The organism is Streptomyces sp. NPDC002788 (genome assembly GCF_053592115.1).
The window spans coordinates 22,002-39,963 of the sequence record NZ_JBSFVB010000019.1; the positions used below are offsets into that span (position 1 = coordinate 22,002).

Below are 17,962 nucleotides of genomic sequence, written 5' to 3' on the forward strand. Positions count from 1 at the left end.
ATCAGTGACCCATTCCCAGTCCGCCGTCAACGGGAATGACGGCTCCAGTGATGTACGAAGCGTCGTCCGAGGCGAGGAACCGCACCGTCGCGGCGATCTCCTCCGGCTGGGCGTACCGGCCGAGCGGGACCTGCGACACGATGCCGGACCGCTGCTCGTCGGTCAGCGCCTTGGTCATGTCGGTGTCGACGAAGCCGGGCGCGACGACGTTGAAGGTGATGTTGCGCGAGCCCAGCTCACGGGCGAGGGAGCGCGCGAAGCCGACGAGGCCGGCCTTGGAGGCGGCGTAGTTGGCCTGGCCCGGGGAGCCGAGCAGCCCGACGACCGAGGAGATCAGCACGACACGGCCCTTCTTGGCGCGCAGCATGCCGCGGTTGGCGCGCTTGACCACACGGAAGGTGCCGGTGAGGTTGGTGTCGAGGACGGACGTGAAGTCCTCCTCGGACATGCGCATCAGGAGCTGGTCCTTGGTGACGCCGGCGTTGGCCACGAGGACCTCGACGGGTCCGTGGGCCTCCTCGATCTCCTTGTAGGCCTGCTCCACCTGCTCGGCGTCGGTGATGTCGCACCTGACGGCCAGGCAGCCCAGTTCCGTCAGGGCGGCCGGCGGCTCACCCGAGCGGTACGTGATGGCGACCTTGTCGCCGGCATCGGCGAAAGCGCGGGCGATGGCGAGGCCGATGCCCCGGTTGCCTCCGGTGACGAGAACCGAGCGGCTCAACGGATCACCCTTTCGATAGCGGTGTGGTTCCCCGCCCCGGGCGCCTGGACGACAGGCGGCGATGACAGGCGGCTTCCTCGAAAACCTATCGGTCCGGGCACGCTCGCGGACAATCGGGCACCGACAGTGGCGTACGGGACTCACTGTCGGGTCCCTACAGAAAGCCTTGGTCTTCGGTCCGGAAAGTCGTGGCCCGCGGGCGTGGAGGGAGGACATGATCGGATCAGTCACAGAGCACGGCAACCACGGTCACCTCGACAGAAAGAGACGGCGGTGCCTCATACCATCGACGAGGCCTTCACGGCCCTCCCCCTACGCGCCCTCGCGGACGCGGCCCTCGCACGCGCGCGTGCGCTGGGTGCCGAGCACGCGGACTTCCGGTTCGAGCGGGTGCGAGACGCCTCCTGGCGGTTCCGGGACGCCAAACCCGCCGGGTCGTCGGACACCACCGACCTCGGGTACGCGGTGCGGGTGGTGCACGGCGGCACCTGGGGATTCGCCTCCGGCGTCGACCTCAGCCTGGACGCCGCCGCCCGGGTCGCCGGGCAGGCGGTGGCGATGGCCAAGCTGTCCGCCCAGGTGATCAAGGCGGCCGGGTCGGACGAGCGGGTGGAGCTGGCCGACGAGCCGGTGCACGCCGACAGGACCTGGATCTCGTCGTACGAGATCGACCCGTTCACCGTGCCCGACGAGGAGAAGGCCGGGCTGATCGCGGAGTGGAGCGCGCGGCTGCTGGCGGCGCGGGGGGTGGACCATGTCGACGCCTCGCTGCTCACCGTCCACGAGAACAAGTTCTACGCCGACACGGCCGGGACCGTGACCACGCAGCAGCGCGTGCGGCTCCACCCGGTGTTCAACGCCGTGTCGGTGGACGAGTCCAGCGGCGAGTTCGACTCGATGCGCACCCTCGCGCCGCCCGTGGGACGCGGCTGGGAGTACCTGACGGGCACCGGCTGGGACTGGGAGAGCGAGCTGGAGCAGATCCCGGAGCTGCTCGCCGAGAAGATGCGCGCACCGAGCGTGCAGCCGGGCCTGTACGACCTGGTCGTCGACCCGTCCAACCTGTGGCTGACCATCCACGAGTCCATCGGGCACGCCACCGAGCTCGACCGGGCGCTCGGCTACGAGGCCGCCTACGCCGGTACCTCCTTCGCCACGTTCGACCAGCTGGGCAAGTTGCGCTACGGCTCGGAGCTGATGAACGTCACCGGCGACCGCACCGCCGAGCACGGCCTGGCCACCATCGGGTACGACGACGAGGGCGTCGCCGCGCAGTCCTGGGACCTGGTGAAGGACGGCACGCTGGTCGGCTACCAGCTGGACCGGCGGATCGCGAGGCTGACCGGCTTCGAGCGGTCCAACGGGTGCGCCTACGCCGACTCCCCCGGCCACGTGCCGGTGCAGCGCATGGCCAACGTGTCGTTGCGGCCGGATCCGGCGGGCATGTCGACCGAGGATCTGATCGGGGGCGTGGAGCGGGGCGTCTACGTCGTCGGCGACCGCTCCTGGTCGATCGACATGCAGCGGTACAACTTCCAGTTCACGGGCCAGCGCTTCTACCGGATCGAGAACGGACGCCTCGCCGGGCAGCTGCGCGATGTGGCCTACCAGGCGACGACCACCGACTTCTGGGGCTCGATGGCCGCGGTGGGCGGGCCGCAGACCTACGTCCTGGGCGGCGCCTTCAACTGCGGCAAGGCCCAGCCGGGCCAGGTGGCCGCCGTGTCGCACGGCTGCCCGTCGGCCCTGTTCAAGGGCGTCAACATTCTCAACACCACGCAGGAGGCCGGTCGATGAGCGCGCGCACCACCAAGCCGCACGAGGTCGTCGAGCGCGCCCTCGAACTGTCCCGGGCCGACGGCTGTGTCGTCATCGCCGACGAGCGGTCCACGGCCAACCTGCGCTGGGCGGGCAACACCCTGACCACGAACGGTGTCACGCGCGGGCGCACCCTCACCGTCATCGCCACGGTCGACGGCACGGAGGGCACGGCCTCCGGGGTCGTGTCACGATCCGCGGTGACGGCCGACGAGCTGGAACCCCTGGTGCGGGCCGCCGAGGCCGCCGCGCGCGGCGCCGGGCCCGCCGAGGACGCGCAGCCGCTGGTCACGGGCGGGGCCGTGGCGCCGGAGTTCACGGAGGCTCCCGTGGAGACCTCCTCCGCCGTGTTCGCCGACTTCGCCCCGGCGCTCGGTGAGGCCTTCGCACGCGCCCGTGCGGGCGGCCGCGAGCTGTACGGCTTCGCCAACCACGAGCTGGTGTCGACGTACGTCGGCACGTCCACGGGGCTGCGGCTGCGGCACGACCAGCCGAACGGGACGCTGGAGGTGAACGCCAAGTCGCCGGACCGCACCCGGTCCGCCTGGGCCGGGCGCTCCACACGGGACTTCAAGGACGTCGACCCGGCGGCGCTGGACACCGAGCTGGCCGTGCGCCTCGGCTGGGCCGAGCGGCGCGTGGAGCTGCCCGCGGGGCGCTACGAGACGCTGCTGCCGCCGACGGCCGTGGCGGATCTGCTGATCTACCAGATGTGGTCGGCGTCGGGCCGTGACGCGGTGGAGGGCCGCACGGTGTTCTCCAAGCCGGGCGGCGGCACGCGGGTCGGCGAGAAGCTGACCGGCCTGCCGCTGACCCTGCGCAGCGACCCGAACGAGCCGGGCCTGGAGTCCGCGCCCTTCGTGATCGCGCACTCCTCGGGGGGCGACCAGTCGGTGTTCGACAACGGGCTGCCGCTCGCGGCCACCGAGTGGATGCGCGAGGGCGAGCTGCGGCACCTGACGACCAGCCGGCACAGCGCCGCCCTGACCGGGCTGCCCGTGGCACCGGGCATCGACAACATCGTCCTGGACGGGGGCGAGGACCGCTCCCTGGACGAGATGGTCGCGAACACCGAGCGCGGGCTGCTGCTGACCTGCCTTTGGTACATCCGCGAGGTCGATCCGGCGACGTTGCTGCTGACCGGCCTGACCCGGGACGGTGTCTACCTCGTGGAGAACGGCGAGGTGACCGGCGAGGTGAACAACTTCCGGTTCAACGAGTCGCCGGTCGGGGTGCTCGGCCGGGCCACGGAGGCCGGCCGGACCGAGAAGACGCTGCCCAGGGAGTGGAGCGACTGGTTCACCAGGGCGGCGATGCCCGCGCTGCGCGTGCCTGATTTCAATATGAGCTCGGTCAGCCAGGGCGTATAACCTCGTAGGCGGCTGTCACTCGACTGCCCGAAGATCATTCAAGGAGACACGAGAACCGTGACGGACATCGTCGACGAGCTGAAGTGGCGCGGGCTGTTCGCCCTGTCCACCGACGAGGACGCTTTGCGCAAGGCGCTCGCGGACGGTCCCGTCACGTTCTATTGCGGTTTCGATCCGACGGCGCCGTCGCTGCACGTGGGACACCTGGTGCAGGTGCTCACCGTGCGCCGGCTCCAGCAGGCCGGTCACCGGCCGCTGGCGCTGGTCGGCGGTGCCACGGGCCTCATTGGTGACCCCCGCCCGACCGCGGAGCGCACGCTGAACGACCCGGAGACGGTCGGAGGCTGGGTCGACAGGCTGCGCGCCCAGATCGAGCCGTTCCTGGACTTCGAGGGCGAGAACGCGGCCGTCATGGTCAACAACCTCGACTGGACGCAGAACCTGTCCGCGATCGAGTTCCTGCGCGACATCGGCAAGCACTTCCGCGTCAACAAGATGCTGACGAAGGACTCCGTGGCCCGGCGCCTGGAGTCCTCCGAGGGCATCAGCTACACGGAGTTCAGCTACCAGCTCCTGCAGGGCATGGACTTCCTGCAGCTCTACCGCCGCTACGGCTGCACGCTCCAGCAGGGCGGCAGCGACCAGTGGGGCAACCTCACGGCGGGCCTGGACCTGATCCACCGCCTCGAGCCGGACGCCACCGTGCACGCGCTGGCGACGCCGCTGATGACCAAGGCGGACGGCACCAAGTTCGGCAAGACCGAGGGCGGCGCCGTCTGGCTCGACCCGGAGATGACGACGCCGTACGCGTTCTACCAGTTCTGGCTGAACGTGGACGACCGGGACATCTCGACGTACATGCGCATCCTGTCCTTCCGGTCCCGCGAGGAGCTGGAGGAGCTGGAGAAGCAGACCGAGGAGCGTCCGCAGGCCCGGGCCGCGCAGCGGGCCCTTGCCGAGGAGCTGACGACGCTGGTGCACGGCGCCGACCAGACGGCCGCCGTGATCGCCGCGTCCAAGGCCCTCTTCGGGCAGGGCGAGCTGGCGGAGCTCGACGGCAGGACGCTGGCCGCGGCCCTGTCGGAGGTGCCGCACATCCAGGTCGCCGAGCTCGGCCCGGTCGTCGACCTGTTCGCCGAGGTCGGTCTGGTGGCCAGCAAGTCGGCCGCGCGCCGCACGGTGAAGGAGGGCGGCGCGTACGTGAACAACGCCAAGGTCACCGGTGAGGACGCCGTCCCCGCCGAGGAGGACCTGCTGCACGACCGCTGGCTGGTGCTGCGCCGGGGCAAGAAGAACCTGGCGGCGGTCGAGGTCACGGGCGGCTGAGCGCACGCGGGCAGGGGGCGGTCTCAGGTACGGAGACCGCCCCCTTCGCCGTGCGCCCCGTTACGCCCTGCGTCTGTTTCCCCTGGCCGCCGTCCAGGCCCGGTCGCCGAGGCCGACGAGGATGAGCGCGGCCACCAGCTGGAAGATGTGCCGCCACCAGTCGATGCCCGCTGTGGCCTCGACACCGGCCGCCCGGGCGATGGCATTGCCGGCGATGCCGCCGATCATGCCCAGGATGATGGTCAACCACAAGGGAATGTGCTGCTTGCCCGGAATGATCGCCTTGGCGAGCAGGCCGAGCACCAGCCCCACGATGATCGCCCACAACCAGCCCATCGCTGCCTCCTCGTACGGCTTGACGCGAACACTACGGCCAGTGTCGGCCCATGCTCCGTACGCCGCATGCCGACGCGGGCCGTACGCGTGACGGCGCAGGTCGTGCGCCCGCGCGGGAGCCCACCCGGTCTCGTGACGGACGCAGACGCGGCGTACCGTGGGAGGTGTCCCGGCCGGGGTCCCCGGCCGGCCCGGGACGGCTGCGGGGCGGGGACAGTCCGATACGGGCGGATGGTGGAATGCGATGCGGAAGCAGCATGGCGGCGGCAACGTCCAGGTTTTCCGGATCACCGGCGCCCGGACCGGGTTGCAGGAGGACGTACGCGGGCGGCAGCGCCGGTACGTGATCTCGATGACGGTCCGCACGATCTCCGTGATCCTCGCGGCCACGTTGTGGAACGTCGAACGGCACGTGGCGGTCGTGGCGTTGGTGCTCGGGCTGGTGCTGCCGTACATCGCGGTGGTGATCGCGAACGCGGGGCGCGAGAACGCGCCGTCTCTGCCCTCGACGTTCGTGGCGCCACCGGTGCGGCCGATGATCGCGCCGTCCGAGTCCCAGGACGGGCCGGCGGAATCCGTCGCGGAAGACGTTGTGTCGGGGACGGTGCCGGGGGCGCGGGCGGACTCGCACGAGCGGTAGGGCCGCACGGCGGCCGCAAACGGAAGTCAGCTTCCCGCCAAGCTCAAGAAAAGCTCAGATCAATCATGTTGTTCCAGTGCCGGGCCCGGGGTTACCCGTGACATACTTCGTACGCGCTCCGCATCCCCCGTCGGAGCGACGGACCGACGCCGGGCAGCTCCCCCCGTGGCTGCTCGGCGTCGCCTTTTCTGTGTGCAGTGGTGAGACGAACCTGTGAGTGACGAGACGCCCATCTGTTCCGCGAAGGGCTGCCGTGTCGATGCGGTGTGGGTACTTGCCTGGAACAACCCGAAGGTGCATACGCCCCAGCGGCGCAAGACGTGGCTGGCCTGCGAGGAGCATCGCGAGCATCTGTCGCAGTTCCTCGGGGTGCGGGGGTTCTTGAAGGACGTGGTTCCCCTCGAGGAGTGGCAGGAGACCGAATAGGTCTCTCAGCCACCGATCGCCGACATCGGCCGGTCGGGCTGCACGAACGTCGGGTCGTCCAGGCCCGCTCCCGCCTTCTTGCCCCACATCGCCAGGCGCCAGATGCGGGCGATCTCCTCGTCGGGGGCGCCGGAGCGCAGGGCGGCGCGGAGGTCGGTCTCCTCCCGGGCGAACAGGCACGTGCGCACTTGGCCGTCGGCCGTGAGGCGAGTGCGGTCGCAGGCCGCGCAGAAGGGGCGGGTGACCGAGGCGATCACGCCGACCACATGCGGGCCGCCGTCGACCAGCCAGCGCTCCGCCGGGGCCGAGCCGCGCTTCTCCTCGCCCTCGGCGGTCAGCTCGAAGCGCGTGCGCAGGGACGTCAGGATGTCGCCTGCCGTGATCATGCCGTCGCGCTTCCAGCCGTGCTGGGCGTCGAGGGGCATCTGCTCGATGAAACGCAGCTCGTAGTCGTGCTCCACGGCCCAGGCCAGGAGGTCGGGGGCCTCGTCGTCGTTGAGACCCGGCATCAGGACCGAGTTGACCTTCACCGGGGTCAGGCCGGCGTCGCGGGCGGCGTGCAGGCCCTCGATGACGTCCTGGTGGCGGTCGCGGCGGGTGAGGGTCTTGAAGACGTCCGGCCGGAGGGTGTCCAGGGAGACGTTGACCCGGTCCAGGCCCGCCGACTTCAGGGCCGCCGCCGTGCGCTTGAGGCCGATGCCGTTGGTGGTGAGGGACATCTGGGGGCGCGGGTCGAGGGCCGCGACGCGCTCGACGATGCCGGCCAGGCCGGGGCGCAGCAGGGGCTCGCCGCCGGTGAAGCGGACCTCCTCGATCCCGAGGGACGTGACCGCGATGTCGATCAGGCGGACGATCTCGTCGTCGTCGAGCAGATCCGGCTTGGCCAGCCACTGCAGGCCCTCCTCGGGCATGCAGTACGTACAGCGCAGATTGCACCGGTCGGTCAGCGAGACCCTCAGGTCGGTGGCCACTCGGCCGTAGGTGTCGATGAGCACGTGGGCCCCCTCCCTCGACGCGGATCGTGCGCGCGGCACGGTTTCTCCGACACCTGCGAGCCTACGTGACGCCACCGACATCCCCACAGGCCTCGATCGCACGACGCACGACGCGGCCGGGCCGCAGGGTCCTGGAGGTTCCTACGACACGGCCGCGTGGAAAGGGTCGTGCTCAGTGGGCGCCGGTGCCGGTCAGGGACCTGACCTCCAGCTCGGCGTACTTCTTGGCGTCGGGCTCCTCCTTGGACAGGACCGTGCCGAGCCAGCCCATGAGGAAGCCGAAGGGGATGGAGATGATGCCCGGGTTCTTCAGCGGGAACCAGGCGAAGTCGACCTCGGGGAACATCGCCTTGGGGTCGCCGGAGACGACGGGCGAGAACAGCACCAGGCCGACGGCGACGATCAGACCGCCGTAGATCGACCAGAGGGCGCCCTGGGTGGTGAAGCGCTTCCAGAACAGGCTGTAGAGGATCGTCGGCAGGTTGGCGGATGCCGCGACCGCGAAGGCGAGGGCGACCAGGCCGGCCACGTTCAGGTCGCGGGCCAGGGCGCCCAGGCCGATGGAGACGACCCCGATGAAGACGGTCGCCCAGCGGGCCGCGCGGACCTCCTCCGCCCCGGAGGCCTGTCCCTTGCGAATGACGTTGGCGTAGATGTCGTGCGCGAAGGAGGACGACGAGGCGAGGGTGAGGCCGGCGACGACGGCGAGGATGGTCGCGAAGGCCACCGCCGAGATCGTCGCGAGCAGGATCGCGCCCCAGGTCGAGTCGACGCCGCCGAGGTGCAGGGCGAGCAGGGGTGCCGCCGTGTTGCCGGACGGGTTGGACGCGATGATCTCTTCCTGCGAGATGAGGGCGGCGGCGCCGAAGCCGAGCGCGATGGTCATCAGGTAGAAGCCGCCGATGATGCCGATGGCCCAGTTCACGGACTTACGGGCGGCCTTGGCGTCGGGCACCGTGTAGAAGCGGATCAGGATGTGCGGCAGGCCGGCGGTGCCGAGCACCAGGGCGATGCCGAGCGAGATGAAGTCCAGCTTGGAGGTGCCGGTCGCGCCGTACTGGAGGCCGGGCTCCAGGAAGGCGGCGCCCTTGCCGCTGTTCTCGGCGGCCGTGCCGAGCAGGTCGGAGATGTTGAAGTCGAACTTCAGCAGCACCAGGAAGGTGATCAGGAGGGTGCCGCCGATGAGCAGCACGGCCTTGATCATCTGGACCCAGGTGGTGCCCTTCATGCCGCCGATGGAGACGTAGACGATCATCAGGATGCCGACGAGGGCGACGATGAGGATCTTGCCGGCGTCGGAGGTGATGCCGAGCAGCAGTGAGACGAGGACGCCCGCGCCGGCCATCTGGGCCAGCAGGTAGAAGATCGACACGACGATCGTGGAGGTACCGGCGGCGGTGCGGACCGGGCGCTGGCGCATGCGGTACGCGAGCACGTCACCCATGGTGTAGCGGCCGGAGTTGCGCAGCGGCTCGGCCACCAGGAGCAGGGCGACGAGCCAGGCGACCAGGAAGCCGATGGAGTAGAGGAAGCCGTCGTATCCGAAGAGGGCGATCGCGCCCGCGATGCCGAGGAACGACGCGGCCGACATGTAGTCGCCGGAGACCGCGAGTCCGTTCTGGAAGGCGCTGAACTGGCGGCCGCCCGCGTAGAAGTCGGCGGCGTCCTTGGTCTGGCGGCCCGCCCAGATGGTGATGCCGAGGGTGGCCACGACGAACAGCGCGAACAGGGTGATGATCAGCGGGCGGTGCTCGCTGGCCTCGTTCGCGGCGAGGAAGGTCTGCTGTACGGGGCTCATGCGCCGCCCTCCATCCGGGACTTGATGGCCTGGGCCTTGGGGTCGAGGTTCGCGGCGGCGTGCTTCGAGTACCACCAGGCGATCAGGAACGTGGTGACGAACTGGGCGACGCCGAAGACGAGGGCGACGTTGATGTTGCCGAACAGCTTGGTGCCCATGAAGCCGCCCGCGTAGTTCGACAGCAGGACGTACAGCAGGTACCAGGCGATGAAGGCGATGGTCAGCGGGAAGGCGAAGGAGCGGTAGGAGCGGCGCAGTTCACCGAACTCCGCGCTCTCCTGCACCTCGCTGAACTCCTCGGGTGAGGGGAGTTTGTGTTGCTCCTTCGAGGGGGGCGGTGCGTCGGTGGCCACGGGTCTCCTCGCAATGACGGAAGCGGTTTGTGAAGGGGAAGGGAGGCGAGTGTCCTCGCGCTCCTTGTTCAACGTCACGGCGGCACGCGAGGAGCGGTTCAACCGCGTCGCGTTCTTTTCGAAGTCGTTTCGACAAAACGTTGCTGGCCAGCGAGAGGCCGGGATAGCTTCACCCTGCACCACCTCGTCATGTACCTGCCCGAGCACCACCTGTGCCTCGGGCCGGTTTCGTTTCCGGAGGATGTGGAGACCCCATGTCTCATCTGCGTTCCAGACGCCGGCTCGCCCTCGCCGTGCCCGTCGTGTTGTCGCTGACGGCCTCACTGGGCTTCCTGCCCGCCGCCGCCTCGGCGGCCCCGCACGCGGAGTCGGCCACCCGGGCGGCGGACGCGCCGAAGCTGGCGTACGTCGTCAACACCAAGGTGGACCGCCACACGATCGCGTCGGTGAAGAAGGCGATCGGCGCGGCCGGCGGCTCGGTCGTGGCCACCTACGAGCGGATCGGCGTGATCGTCGTCCACTCCTCGAAGCCCGACTTCGCCAAGAGCATCCGCACGGTGCGCGGAGTCCAGTCGGCCGGTGCGACGCGCACGGCGCCGCTGACCGCCGCGGGGACGAAGGAGGAGGGGGCCGCCCAGTACCTGACGGCCGCCCAGGCCGAGCGGGTCGAGGCCGCCTCCGCGAAGTCGCCCGAGAGCGAGCCCCTCGAGGCCGACCAGTGGGACCTGCGCGCGATCGGCGCCGACAAGGCCGCGGAGATCAACCCGGGCAGCCGCAAGGTGACCGTGGCCGTGATCGACACCGGCGTGGACGACACCCACCCCGACATCGCCCCGAACTTCTCCGCGTCCCAGTCCGCCAACTGCGCCGGCGGCAAGCCCGACACCAGGGAGGGCGCCTGGCGGCCGTACACGCCCGAGGACTACCACGGCACGCATGTCGCCGGTTCGATAGCCGCCGCCCGCAACGGAGTCGGCGTGGCGGGCGTCGCTCCCGGTGTGAAGGTGTCCAGCATCAACGTGACCGACCGGGCGAACGGCCTCTTCTACCCGGAGAGCGTCGTCTGCGCGTTCGTGTTCGCCGCCGACCACGGTGTCGAGATCACGAACAACAGCTACTACGTCGACCCGTGGCTGTACAACTGCATGGACGACCCGGACCAGCGGGCCGTCGTCGACGCGGTCAACAGGGCCCAGCTGTACGCCCAGAAGAAGGGCACGCTCAACGTCGCAGCGGCGGGCAACTCCAACCACGACCTGGACGCGGACGCGATCCTCGACGACTCCAGCCCGAACGACACCACGCCCGTCGAGCGCACCATCGACCCGCACGAGTGCTTCGACATACCGACCCAGCTGCCGGGTGTCGTCACGGTCAGCGCGACCGGCGTCGACAACCTCAAGTCGTACTACTCGACCTACGGCAAGGGCGTCGTCGACGTCGCCGCGCCGGGTGGTGACCGCCGCTACCAGATCCCGGACACGCCCTCCAAGGACGGCCGCATCCTGTCCACCATGCCGAACGGCGCGTGGGCCTTCCTGCAGGGCACCTCGATGGCCTCGCCGCACGCCTCCGGTGTCGCCGCGCTGCTGAAGTCCAAGCACCCCTGGGCCTCCCCGGCCCAGCTCCAGGCGCTGCTGAAGGCGCAGGCCGACCCGACCGCCTGCCCCACCTCCTACGACCAGGACGGCGACGGCACGCAGGACGCGGTCTGCGAGGGCGGCGAGCGCGTCAACGGCTTCTACGGCCACGGCATCGTCAACGCGCTGCGCGCGGTCAAGTGACTCGACTCGCGCCACCGAGACCTTCCGCACCATCAGCTCGTACCGTGAACGAAGTGGAGACACCATGACCGCGCCGCACGCGCGCTACCGCCGCGCCGTCGCCATCCCGGCGGGGATGGCCATGGCCACGGCCCTCGCGTTCCTGCCGAACACCGCCGCCACGGCCGCCGAGGACGCCCCCGCGGCGGTCTCGGCCGACGCGACCTCGCTCAGCTACGTCGTCAACGTCAAGTCGGGCCACGGCACCCCGGCGTACGTGAAGAAGGCCGTCGCCAAGGCCGGCGGCGCGATCGTGACGTCGTACGACCAGATCGGCGTGATCGTCGTCCACTCCTCGAACCCCGACTTCGCCAAGAGCATCCGCAAGGTGCGCGGGGTGCAGTCGGCCGGGGCCACCCGCACCGCGCCGCTGCCCTCGGCGACCACGGCTGACCTGGGTGCGCCGAAGGTGCTGAGCGCGGCCGAGGTCGCCGAGGCCAAGGCCCCTGCCGGTCAGGACCCGCTGGAGCCCCAGCAGTGGGACCTGCCCGCGATCAAGGCGGACAAGGCGCACGAGAAGTCGCTGGGCAGCGCCGAGGTCACGGTCGCCGTGATCGACACCGGCGTCGACGACACCCACCCCGACATCGCGCCCAACTTCGACCGCAAGGCGTCGGTCAACTGCGTCTCGGGCAAGCCGGACACGTCCGACGGGGCCTGGCGGCCGAGTGCCGCGGAGAGCCCGCACGGCACCCACGTGGCCGGTGAGATAGCCGCCGCCAAGAACGGCGTCGGCATGACCGGTGTCGCGCCCGGCGTGAAGGTCTCCGGCATCAAGGTGTCCAACCCGGACGGGTTCTTCTACACGGAGGCCGTGGTGTGCGGCTTCGTGTGGGCGGCCGAGCACGGGGTCGACGTGACGAACAACAGCTATTACACGGACCCCTGGTACTTCAACTGCAAGAACGACCCGGACCAGAAGGCACTCCTGGACGCCGTCACGCGTGCCTCGCAGTACGCGGAGAAGAAGGGCGCGGTCAACGTCGCGGCGGCCGGCAACGAGAACTACGACCTCGCCGCCGACGAGATCACCGACCCGTCGTCCCCGAACGACACCACGCCGGGCGACCGGGTCGTCGACCCGTCGAAGTGCCTCGACATCCCGACCCAGCTGCCGGGTGTCGTCACGGTCGCCTCGACCGGCGCGAAGGGCATCAAGTCGTCCTTCTCCAACTACGGGCTGGGCGTCGCCGACATGGCCGCGCCGGGCGGCGACTCGACGGCGTACCAGAAGCCGGAGGCGCCGGCCACGAGCGGGCTCATCCTGGGCACGCTGCCGGGCGGCAAGTGGGGCTACATGGCCGGTACGTCGATGGCGTCCCCGCACGTCGCGGGCGTCGCCGCCCTCATCAAGTCGACGCACCCGTACGCTCCTCCGGCCCAGGTGAAGGCCCTGCTGTACGCGCAGGCCGACGCCACGCCGTGCACGGACCCGTACGACATCGACGCCGACGGCAAGATCGACGCGGTGTGCGAGGGTTCGAAGAACCGCAACGGCTTCTACGGCTGGGGCATCGCGGACGCGCTGGACGCGGTGACCAAGTAGGGCTGATGTGAGGGCGGTCCGGGCCGGGCGGGGGCACCCCCGCCCGGCCCGCTTCGTGCCCGCGCCGCATCCGGCCCCCTCGCGGACGGCTCTTCCTCTCGACTTGCCCCGCCCCGTGGAGGCTGGTGAGGATCCCTGGGCGACCTCGACAAGATCCACGCCCGGGGCGCCCGAGGCGCGGGACCGTACCGCGTGCCGGGGTGGGGCGGGGCCGTCGCGGTGCTGGTGCTCGTGGCGCCGGCCGCGCTGTTCCCGCTGCTCGGGCCGGCCACCGCGCTGCTGCGCCGGGCGGGCGACCCCTTGACCGCCTGCGCACCTGCCGGGCGGAGGTCGTCGCGCTGGGCCCGGTGGTCGCGGTGTCGGGACTGCTGACGGCGCTTCCGGTGCCCATCCGCGGGTGACGGCGGCGAGCGTCAGACGGCGCGCATCTCGCCGTACGTCACGGCCGGGGCCCTGCGGGCGTTGAGGGCCCCGAGCGTTCCGCCGGCCAGCAGGACCTGTGCGGCGAGGTACGTGAGCATGATCCAGAAGTCGGGTCGGGGCGGCTGCGGCCAGTGGGCGACGCCGGTGGCGATGAGCGTGTCGGAGAGCAGGAACAGCGTTCCGCCGAGCCCGGTGAAGAGGCCGAGCCTGATGCCGGACCGGTACGCCATGGCCGTGAGCAGCAGGCTGTACCCGGCGACGGGCACGCGCAGGTGGGCGGGCAGGTCCGCCCACAGCAGCGCGACAGTCGTGACGAGGGCGGTGGCGTAGCCGAGGGCCAAGGCGCCCGCACGCGCGCGTGGGACCGAGTACCGGCTGCCGTGCGCCGCGAACAGGACGAGGTAGCAGACGTGTCCCGCCGCGAAGGAGGCCATGCCGGCGAGGAAGGCCGGCTCGGCGTCGGACAGCAGCAGAACGTCCCCGCCCCAGCCGAACAGCAGGGCGGCCACCAGCGGCCGGGGCGCCCGGCGCAGGGCGGCCCAGCCAGCCAGGAGCGGCATCAGCAGCGGCTTGGCCACGGTGTGCCCGGCGTCGAAACCGGCCGCGAGGCAGACGAGGTCGACGGCGGCGGCGAGGCCGAAGGCAGCCAGGAGGAGGCGCGGGGCGTTCACGCCGACGGGGTCTCGCCGGCCGGCGTCGCCCCACCGACGGGCGTGGGCTCACCGACGGGCGGCTCACCGACGGGCGTGGCCCCACCGACCGGTGCCCCGGACCTGCCCGGTGCCTCGTCCGCGCCCGGGGTTTCGGACACGCCCGGAGCCTCAGACGGCCGCGAGGTCACAGACGCAGCAGTTCCCGCCGACGCGGCGGGAGCCGGAGCCGAAGCCGTCGCCGCGACCCCGGCCACGGCCGGCGCCGCCCCTCGTGCCGGCCCCCACCCCGGCCCACGGAACACACGCCCGGCCCGTTCGCTCCAACCGCGCGCCGCCCTCAGGTCCTTCGCGATGGACACGTACTCGTGCGTCGCCACCTTCAGCAGGTTGTACGTGTCGATGTTCTTCGTCAGCCCGTACCGCGGCCGCTCGGCCTCGGCGACGAACGATCCGAACAGCCGGTCCCAGACGATGAGGATGCCGCCGAAGTTGCGGTCGAGATAGCCGCCCTGGGACGCGTGGTGGACGCGGTGGTGCGAAGGCGTGTTGAAGACGAACTCGAACCAGCGGGGCATCCTGTCGATGCGCTCGGTGTGGATCCAGAACTGGTAGACGAGGTTGGCGGAGGAGCAGAACGCCAGCGCCGCGGGGTGCGCCCCGGCGAGGATGAGGGGGACGTAGAACGGCCACACGGTCAGGGACGTCCAGGGCTGGCGCAGCGCGGTGGTGAGGTTGAACTTCCGGCTGGAGTGGTGGACGACGTGGCAGGCCCACAGGATGCGGATGACGTGGTGGCCGCGGTGGGACCAGTAGTAGAAGAAGTCCTGCCCGAGCAGCATCAGCGGGACGGTCCACCACAGGACGGGGATGCGCAGCGGCGTGAGTTCGTACAGGGCCGTGTAGACGGCGACGATCGGGATCTTCCAGAGGAAGTCGAAGACCAGACTGCCGAGCCCCATGCCGAGGCTCGTCGCGGCGTCCTTCGCCTCGTACCCTTCCGCGTCCTCGTCGGGATGGAGACGGTAGCTCACCATCTCGACCACGGTGAGGAGCACGAAGGCGGGGATCGACCACAGCACGACATCGGGCAGGTTCGGCATGCAAGCACCGTAGGACCGCCGTCGTGCCCCGACCAGACGTTGTTACCCACAAGTATTCTCGACGGTACGCGCTTGCTTCTTGGCGATCTCCACCAACACCTTCCCGGACGAAATCACCCATACGATCCCGGAGTAAGACGGGCGCCGGGCACACGGGACGCGGGCGAGCATCGACCAGACGTACGCCCCACGAACGGACAGACCGGGCAACCCGCCTGAGGGGGCGTCGGAACGGCGGGGCGAGCGCACCTGACGGACGGCGGTGTCAGTCGTGGCCCGTATCCTCAGGAACCATGCTGGAAGACCTGACGACCGCAGCGTTCTCTGCCACGACGTGGCCGACCGCGTATCCCCAGGGATACGCGGTCGTTGACGTGGAGACCACGGGCCTGGCCCGGGACGACCGCATCATCTCCGCGGCCGTCTACCGGCTGGACGCGCGCGGCGAGGTCGAGGACCACTGGTACACGACGGTCAACCCCGAGCGGGACCCCGGCCCCGTGTGGATCCACGGGCTGACGAGCGAGGCGCTCGAGGGCGCGCCCCTCTTCCCGGACATCGCCGAGGAGTTCGCGGCACGGCTGACGGGGCGTGTGCTCGTCGCGCACAACGCCGTCTTCGACTGGCAGATGATCGCCCGGGAGTACGCGCGCGCGCAGCGCGAGGCCCCGGTGCGGCAGCGGCTGTGCACCATCGCCCTCTCCAAGGAGCTCGGGCTGCCGCTGCCCAACCACAAACTGGAGTCGCTCGCCGCGCACTTCGGCGTCGTCCAGCAGCGGGCGCACCACGCGCTGGACGACGCGCGCGTGCTCGCGGAGGCCTTCCGGCCCAGCCTCCGGGCGGCGGCGGCGAACAACGTACGGCTGCCGCTGCACGAGTGCCGGCCGCTGACCGAGTGGACGGACCGCCCCGCCACGCCGCGCATCGGGCAGCAGGCGGGTCACGGCGGCTACCGCGGGGGCGGTTGGCGCCCCTCCCGCAAACGCCCCGCCTGCCCCTACCCCAACCCCGGGCGCTACGAGGCGGGCGGTCGGCTCCAGCAGGGCATGCGGGTCGCCTTCTCCGGTGACACCTCCACCGAGCGGGACCTGCTGGAGGACCGCGCGACCGAGGCCGGGCTGCACGTGGCCACGAGCCTGTCCCGGCTGACCAGCCTGCTCGTCACGAACGACCCGGACTCGGGCACGTCCAAGGTGGTCAAGGCCCGCCAGTTCGGCACGCCGATCGTGGACGAGGCGGCCTTCGGGCAACTCCTCGCGGACGTGGAGCCGGCGTCGCGGGGGTGACCGTACGGACGGGTGATTGCCGCGCGACTCGCCCGGCGGCCGCTCGCCCGCGCGGGGACGACGGCTCACCCTGTGGCGCATGGCGACCTGTGAGGTATGTGGCAATCAGTACGGAATGACCTTCGAGGTGCACGCGCAGGGCGCGGTGCACGTCTTCGACTGCTTCTCCTGCGCGATCCACCGCATGGCCCCCATCTGCGAGCACTGCCGGGTGCAGATCATCGGTCAGGGCGTCGAGGTCGAGGGCCACTGGTACTGCGGCGCCCACTGCGCCCGCGCGGAGGGAAAGGCGGGAATTGTCGACAAGGTGTGAACCCGTACCCGCCCGAATGCACCCCACGGCCGAGTTGTACGGTCGTGGGGTGTACCGCTTCCTGATGTCCCGGCAGTGGGTGATCCTCACGTTGGTCGCCCTGCTTCTCATCCCCACGATGATCAGGCTGGGCATATGGCAGATGCACCGCTATGAGGAGCGCACCGCCCGGAACCAACTGGTCACCGACGCGCTGGGGGCCGAGCCGGTGCCCGTGGAGAAGCTGACCGCGCCCGGGCACACCGTCACCAGCACCGAGCGGTACCGCACCGTGACCGCCAAGGGCCACTTCGACACGGAGGACGAGGTCGTCGTCCGCCGCCGCACCAACTCCGACGACGAGGTCGGTTACCACGTCCTGACCCCGTTCGTCCTCGGCGACGGCAAGGTGCTGCTCGTCAACCGGGGCTGGATCCCCTCCGACGGCCCGAGCCAGACCGCGTTCCCGAAGGTCCCCGCACCGCCGAGCGGTGAGGTGACCGTCGAGGGGCGGCTGATGCCGAGTGAGACGACCGCGGCGAGCGGGATCAAGAACCTCAAGGGCCTGCCGGACCGGCAGGTCATGCTGATCAACAGCGAGCAGCAGGCGCGGCGCCTGCACGCCCGGGTGCTCGGCGGGTACATCGCCCAGACGGCCCCCGAGCCCCGGGGCGACACCCCCGAGCTGCTGGGCGACCCCGGCAAGGAGGACGCCGCGCTGAACTACGCGTACGCCATCCAGTGGTGGCTCTTCTCCGCGGCCGTCCCGGTCGGCTGGGTGGTCCTCGTCCGCCGCGAGGCCCGGGACCGGGCACATGCGGCGGCGAAGCAGACCGACCCGAACCAGCCGGAACCGGCAGCGGTCTGACCTTCGCCGGCCGTGCCGGCTGCCGCCGGCCACTACTGGCCGCCCTCCCGCGATAGGCGACGGCCCGGCCACCTCGACCCCGCCGGCCGGCCGCCTTCTCCCGACCATGGCTGCCGTCGCCGACCCTGCCCGCCCCGCGCACCGTCGGCAGCCGACCACCTTCGACGACGGCCGGTCGCCTCGACCCG

Annotated in this window: 17 protein-coding genes; 10 read left to right on the forward strand and 7 right to left on the reverse strand. The window is 70.7% G+C overall.

All coding sequences use genetic code 11. From position 1 onward, the window contains the following. Position 1: 1 nt before the first annotated feature. The gene (gene fabG / locus ACWD1U_RS29925; RefSeq protein WP_451112179.1) at positions 2-721 is read right to left on the reverse strand and encodes a 3-oxoacyl-[acyl-carrier-protein] reductase; all 720 of its coding nucleotides are present in this window, start codon (positions 719-721) and stop codon (positions 2-4) included. Positions 722-994: 273 nt separating this feature from the next. Between fabG and ACWD1U_RS29930 the strand changes: the two genes are divergently transcribed. Genes ACWD1U_RS29930 through tyrS form a run of 3 tightly spaced genes read left to right on the forward strand, consistent with a single transcriptional unit; the run spans position 995 to position 5,235 of the window. Then, on the forward strand, positions 995-2,518 hold the full coding sequence (locus ACWD1U_RS29930; protein WP_451112180.1) for a TldD/PmbA family protein: 1,524 nt from the start codon (positions 995-997) through the stop codon (positions 2,516-2,518). Next, positions 2,515-3,909, forward strand: a complete 1,395-nt coding sequence (locus ACWD1U_RS29935) for a metallopeptidase TldD-related protein (RefSeq protein ID WP_451112181.1) — start codon at positions 2,515-2,517, stop codon at positions 3,907-3,909. The genes ACWD1U_RS29930 and ACWD1U_RS29935 overlap by 4 nt, the downstream gene beginning before the upstream one ends. A 57-nt stretch (positions 3,910-3,966) precedes the next feature. Beyond that, positions 3,967-5,235 carry a tyrosine--tRNA ligase gene (gene tyrS / locus ACWD1U_RS29940; RefSeq protein WP_451112183.1) on the forward strand — a complete coding sequence of 423 codons (1,269 nt, stop codon included), beginning with the start codon at positions 3,967-3,969 and terminating at the stop codon, positions 5,233-5,235. Positions 5,236-5,295: 60 nt separating this feature from the next. Here tyrS and ACWD1U_RS29945 read toward each other — a convergent pair whose 3' ends face one another. Then, positions 5,296-5,571, reverse strand: coding sequence for a GlsB/YeaQ/YmgE family stress response membrane protein (locus tag ACWD1U_RS29945; protein ID WP_451112185.1), 276 nt, complete (start codon positions 5,569-5,571; stop codon positions 5,296-5,298). 244 nt (positions 5,572-5,815) lie between these two features. Here ACWD1U_RS29945 and ACWD1U_RS29950 point away from each other — a divergent pair, with 244 nt between their 5' ends. Continuing rightward, positions 5,816-6,211: a DUF3099 domain-containing protein gene (locus ACWD1U_RS29950; RefSeq protein WP_451112187.1), complete on the forward strand. Its 396-nt coding sequence runs from the start codon at positions 5,816-5,818 to the stop codon at positions 6,209-6,211. A 213-nt stretch (positions 6,212-6,424) separates the two neighbouring features. Further along, entirely contained in the window at positions 6,425-6,637 is a 213-nt protein-coding gene (locus ACWD1U_RS29955) for a hypothetical protein (RefSeq protein ID WP_451112188.1), read from the forward strand. Positions 6,638-6,642: 5 nt separating this feature from the next. Here ACWD1U_RS29955 and moaA read toward each other — a convergent pair whose 3' ends face one another. The 3 genes from moaA to ACWD1U_RS29970 form a co-directional block, all read right to left on the reverse strand. Next, on the reverse strand, positions 6,643-7,632 hold the full coding sequence (moaA, locus tag ACWD1U_RS29960; RefSeq protein WP_451112190.1) for a GTP 3',8-cyclase MoaA: 990 nt from the start codon (positions 7,630-7,632) through the stop codon (positions 6,643-6,645). A 172-nt stretch (positions 7,633-7,804) separates the two neighbouring features. Continuing rightward, positions 7,805-9,430 (reverse strand): solute symporter family protein, encoded by a 1,626-nt coding sequence (locus ACWD1U_RS29965; RefSeq protein ID WP_451112192.1) that lies wholly within the window; start codon positions 9,428-9,430, stop codon positions 7,805-7,807. Continuing rightward, positions 9,427-9,783 carry a DUF485 domain-containing protein gene (locus tag ACWD1U_RS29970; RefSeq protein WP_451112193.1) on the reverse strand — a complete coding sequence of 119 codons (357 nt, stop codon included), beginning with the start codon at positions 9,781-9,783 and terminating at the stop codon, positions 9,427-9,429. Before ACWD1U_RS29970 ends, ACWD1U_RS29965 begins: the two co-directional genes overlap by 4 nt. Before the next feature lie 254 nt (positions 9,784-10,037). Between ACWD1U_RS29970 and ACWD1U_RS29975 the strand changes: the two genes are divergently transcribed. Beyond that, on the forward strand, positions 10,038-11,567 hold the full coding sequence (locus ACWD1U_RS29975; RefSeq protein ID WP_451112195.1) for a S8 family peptidase: 1,530 nt from the start codon (positions 10,038-10,040) through the stop codon (positions 11,565-11,567). 64 nt (positions 11,568-11,631) lie between these two features. Continuing rightward, positions 11,632-13,152: a S8 family peptidase gene (locus ACWD1U_RS29980; RefSeq protein WP_451112197.1), complete on the forward strand. Its 1,521-nt coding sequence runs from the start codon at positions 11,632-11,634 to the stop codon at positions 13,150-13,152. Positions 13,153-13,565: 413 nt separating this feature from the next. On the opposite strand, the gene ACWD1U_RS29985 is transcribed toward ACWD1U_RS29980, so the two are convergent. Both ACWD1U_RS29985 and ACWD1U_RS29990 read right to left on the reverse strand, forming a co-directional pair. Then, positions 13,566-14,246: a lysoplasmalogenase gene (locus tag ACWD1U_RS29985; protein WP_451112199.1), complete on the reverse strand. Its 681-nt coding sequence runs from the start codon at positions 14,244-14,246 to the stop codon at positions 13,566-13,568. Further along, positions 14,243-15,328, reverse strand: a complete 1,086-nt coding sequence (locus tag ACWD1U_RS29990) for a sterol desaturase family protein (RefSeq protein ID WP_451112201.1) — start codon at positions 15,326-15,328, stop codon at positions 14,243-14,245. Before ACWD1U_RS29990 ends, ACWD1U_RS29985 begins: the two co-directional genes overlap by 4 nt. 293 nt (positions 15,329-15,621) lie before the next feature. Here ACWD1U_RS29990 and ACWD1U_RS29995 point away from each other — a divergent pair, with 293 nt between their 5' ends. The 3 genes from ACWD1U_RS29995 (at position 15,622) to ACWD1U_RS30005 (ending at position 17,774) form a co-directional block, all read left to right on the forward strand. Further along, on the forward strand, positions 15,622-16,614 hold the full coding sequence (locus ACWD1U_RS29995; RefSeq protein WP_451112203.1) for a DEDDh family exonuclease: 993 nt from the start codon (positions 15,622-15,624) through the stop codon (positions 16,612-16,614). Positions 16,615-16,693: 79 nt separating this feature from the next. Beyond that, the gene (locus ACWD1U_RS30000; protein ID WP_078615365.1) at positions 16,694-16,927 is read left to right on the forward strand and encodes a hypothetical protein; all 234 of its coding nucleotides are present in this window, start codon (positions 16,694-16,696) and stop codon (positions 16,925-16,927) included. 49 nt (positions 16,928-16,976) lie between these two features. Then, the gene (locus ACWD1U_RS30005) at positions 16,977-17,774 is read left to right on the forward strand and encodes an SURF1 family cytochrome oxidase biogenesis protein (protein WP_451112205.1); all 798 of its coding nucleotides are present in this window, start codon (positions 16,977-16,979) and stop codon (positions 17,772-17,774) included. The last annotated feature ends 188 nt before the right edge of the window (positions 17,775-17,962 follow it).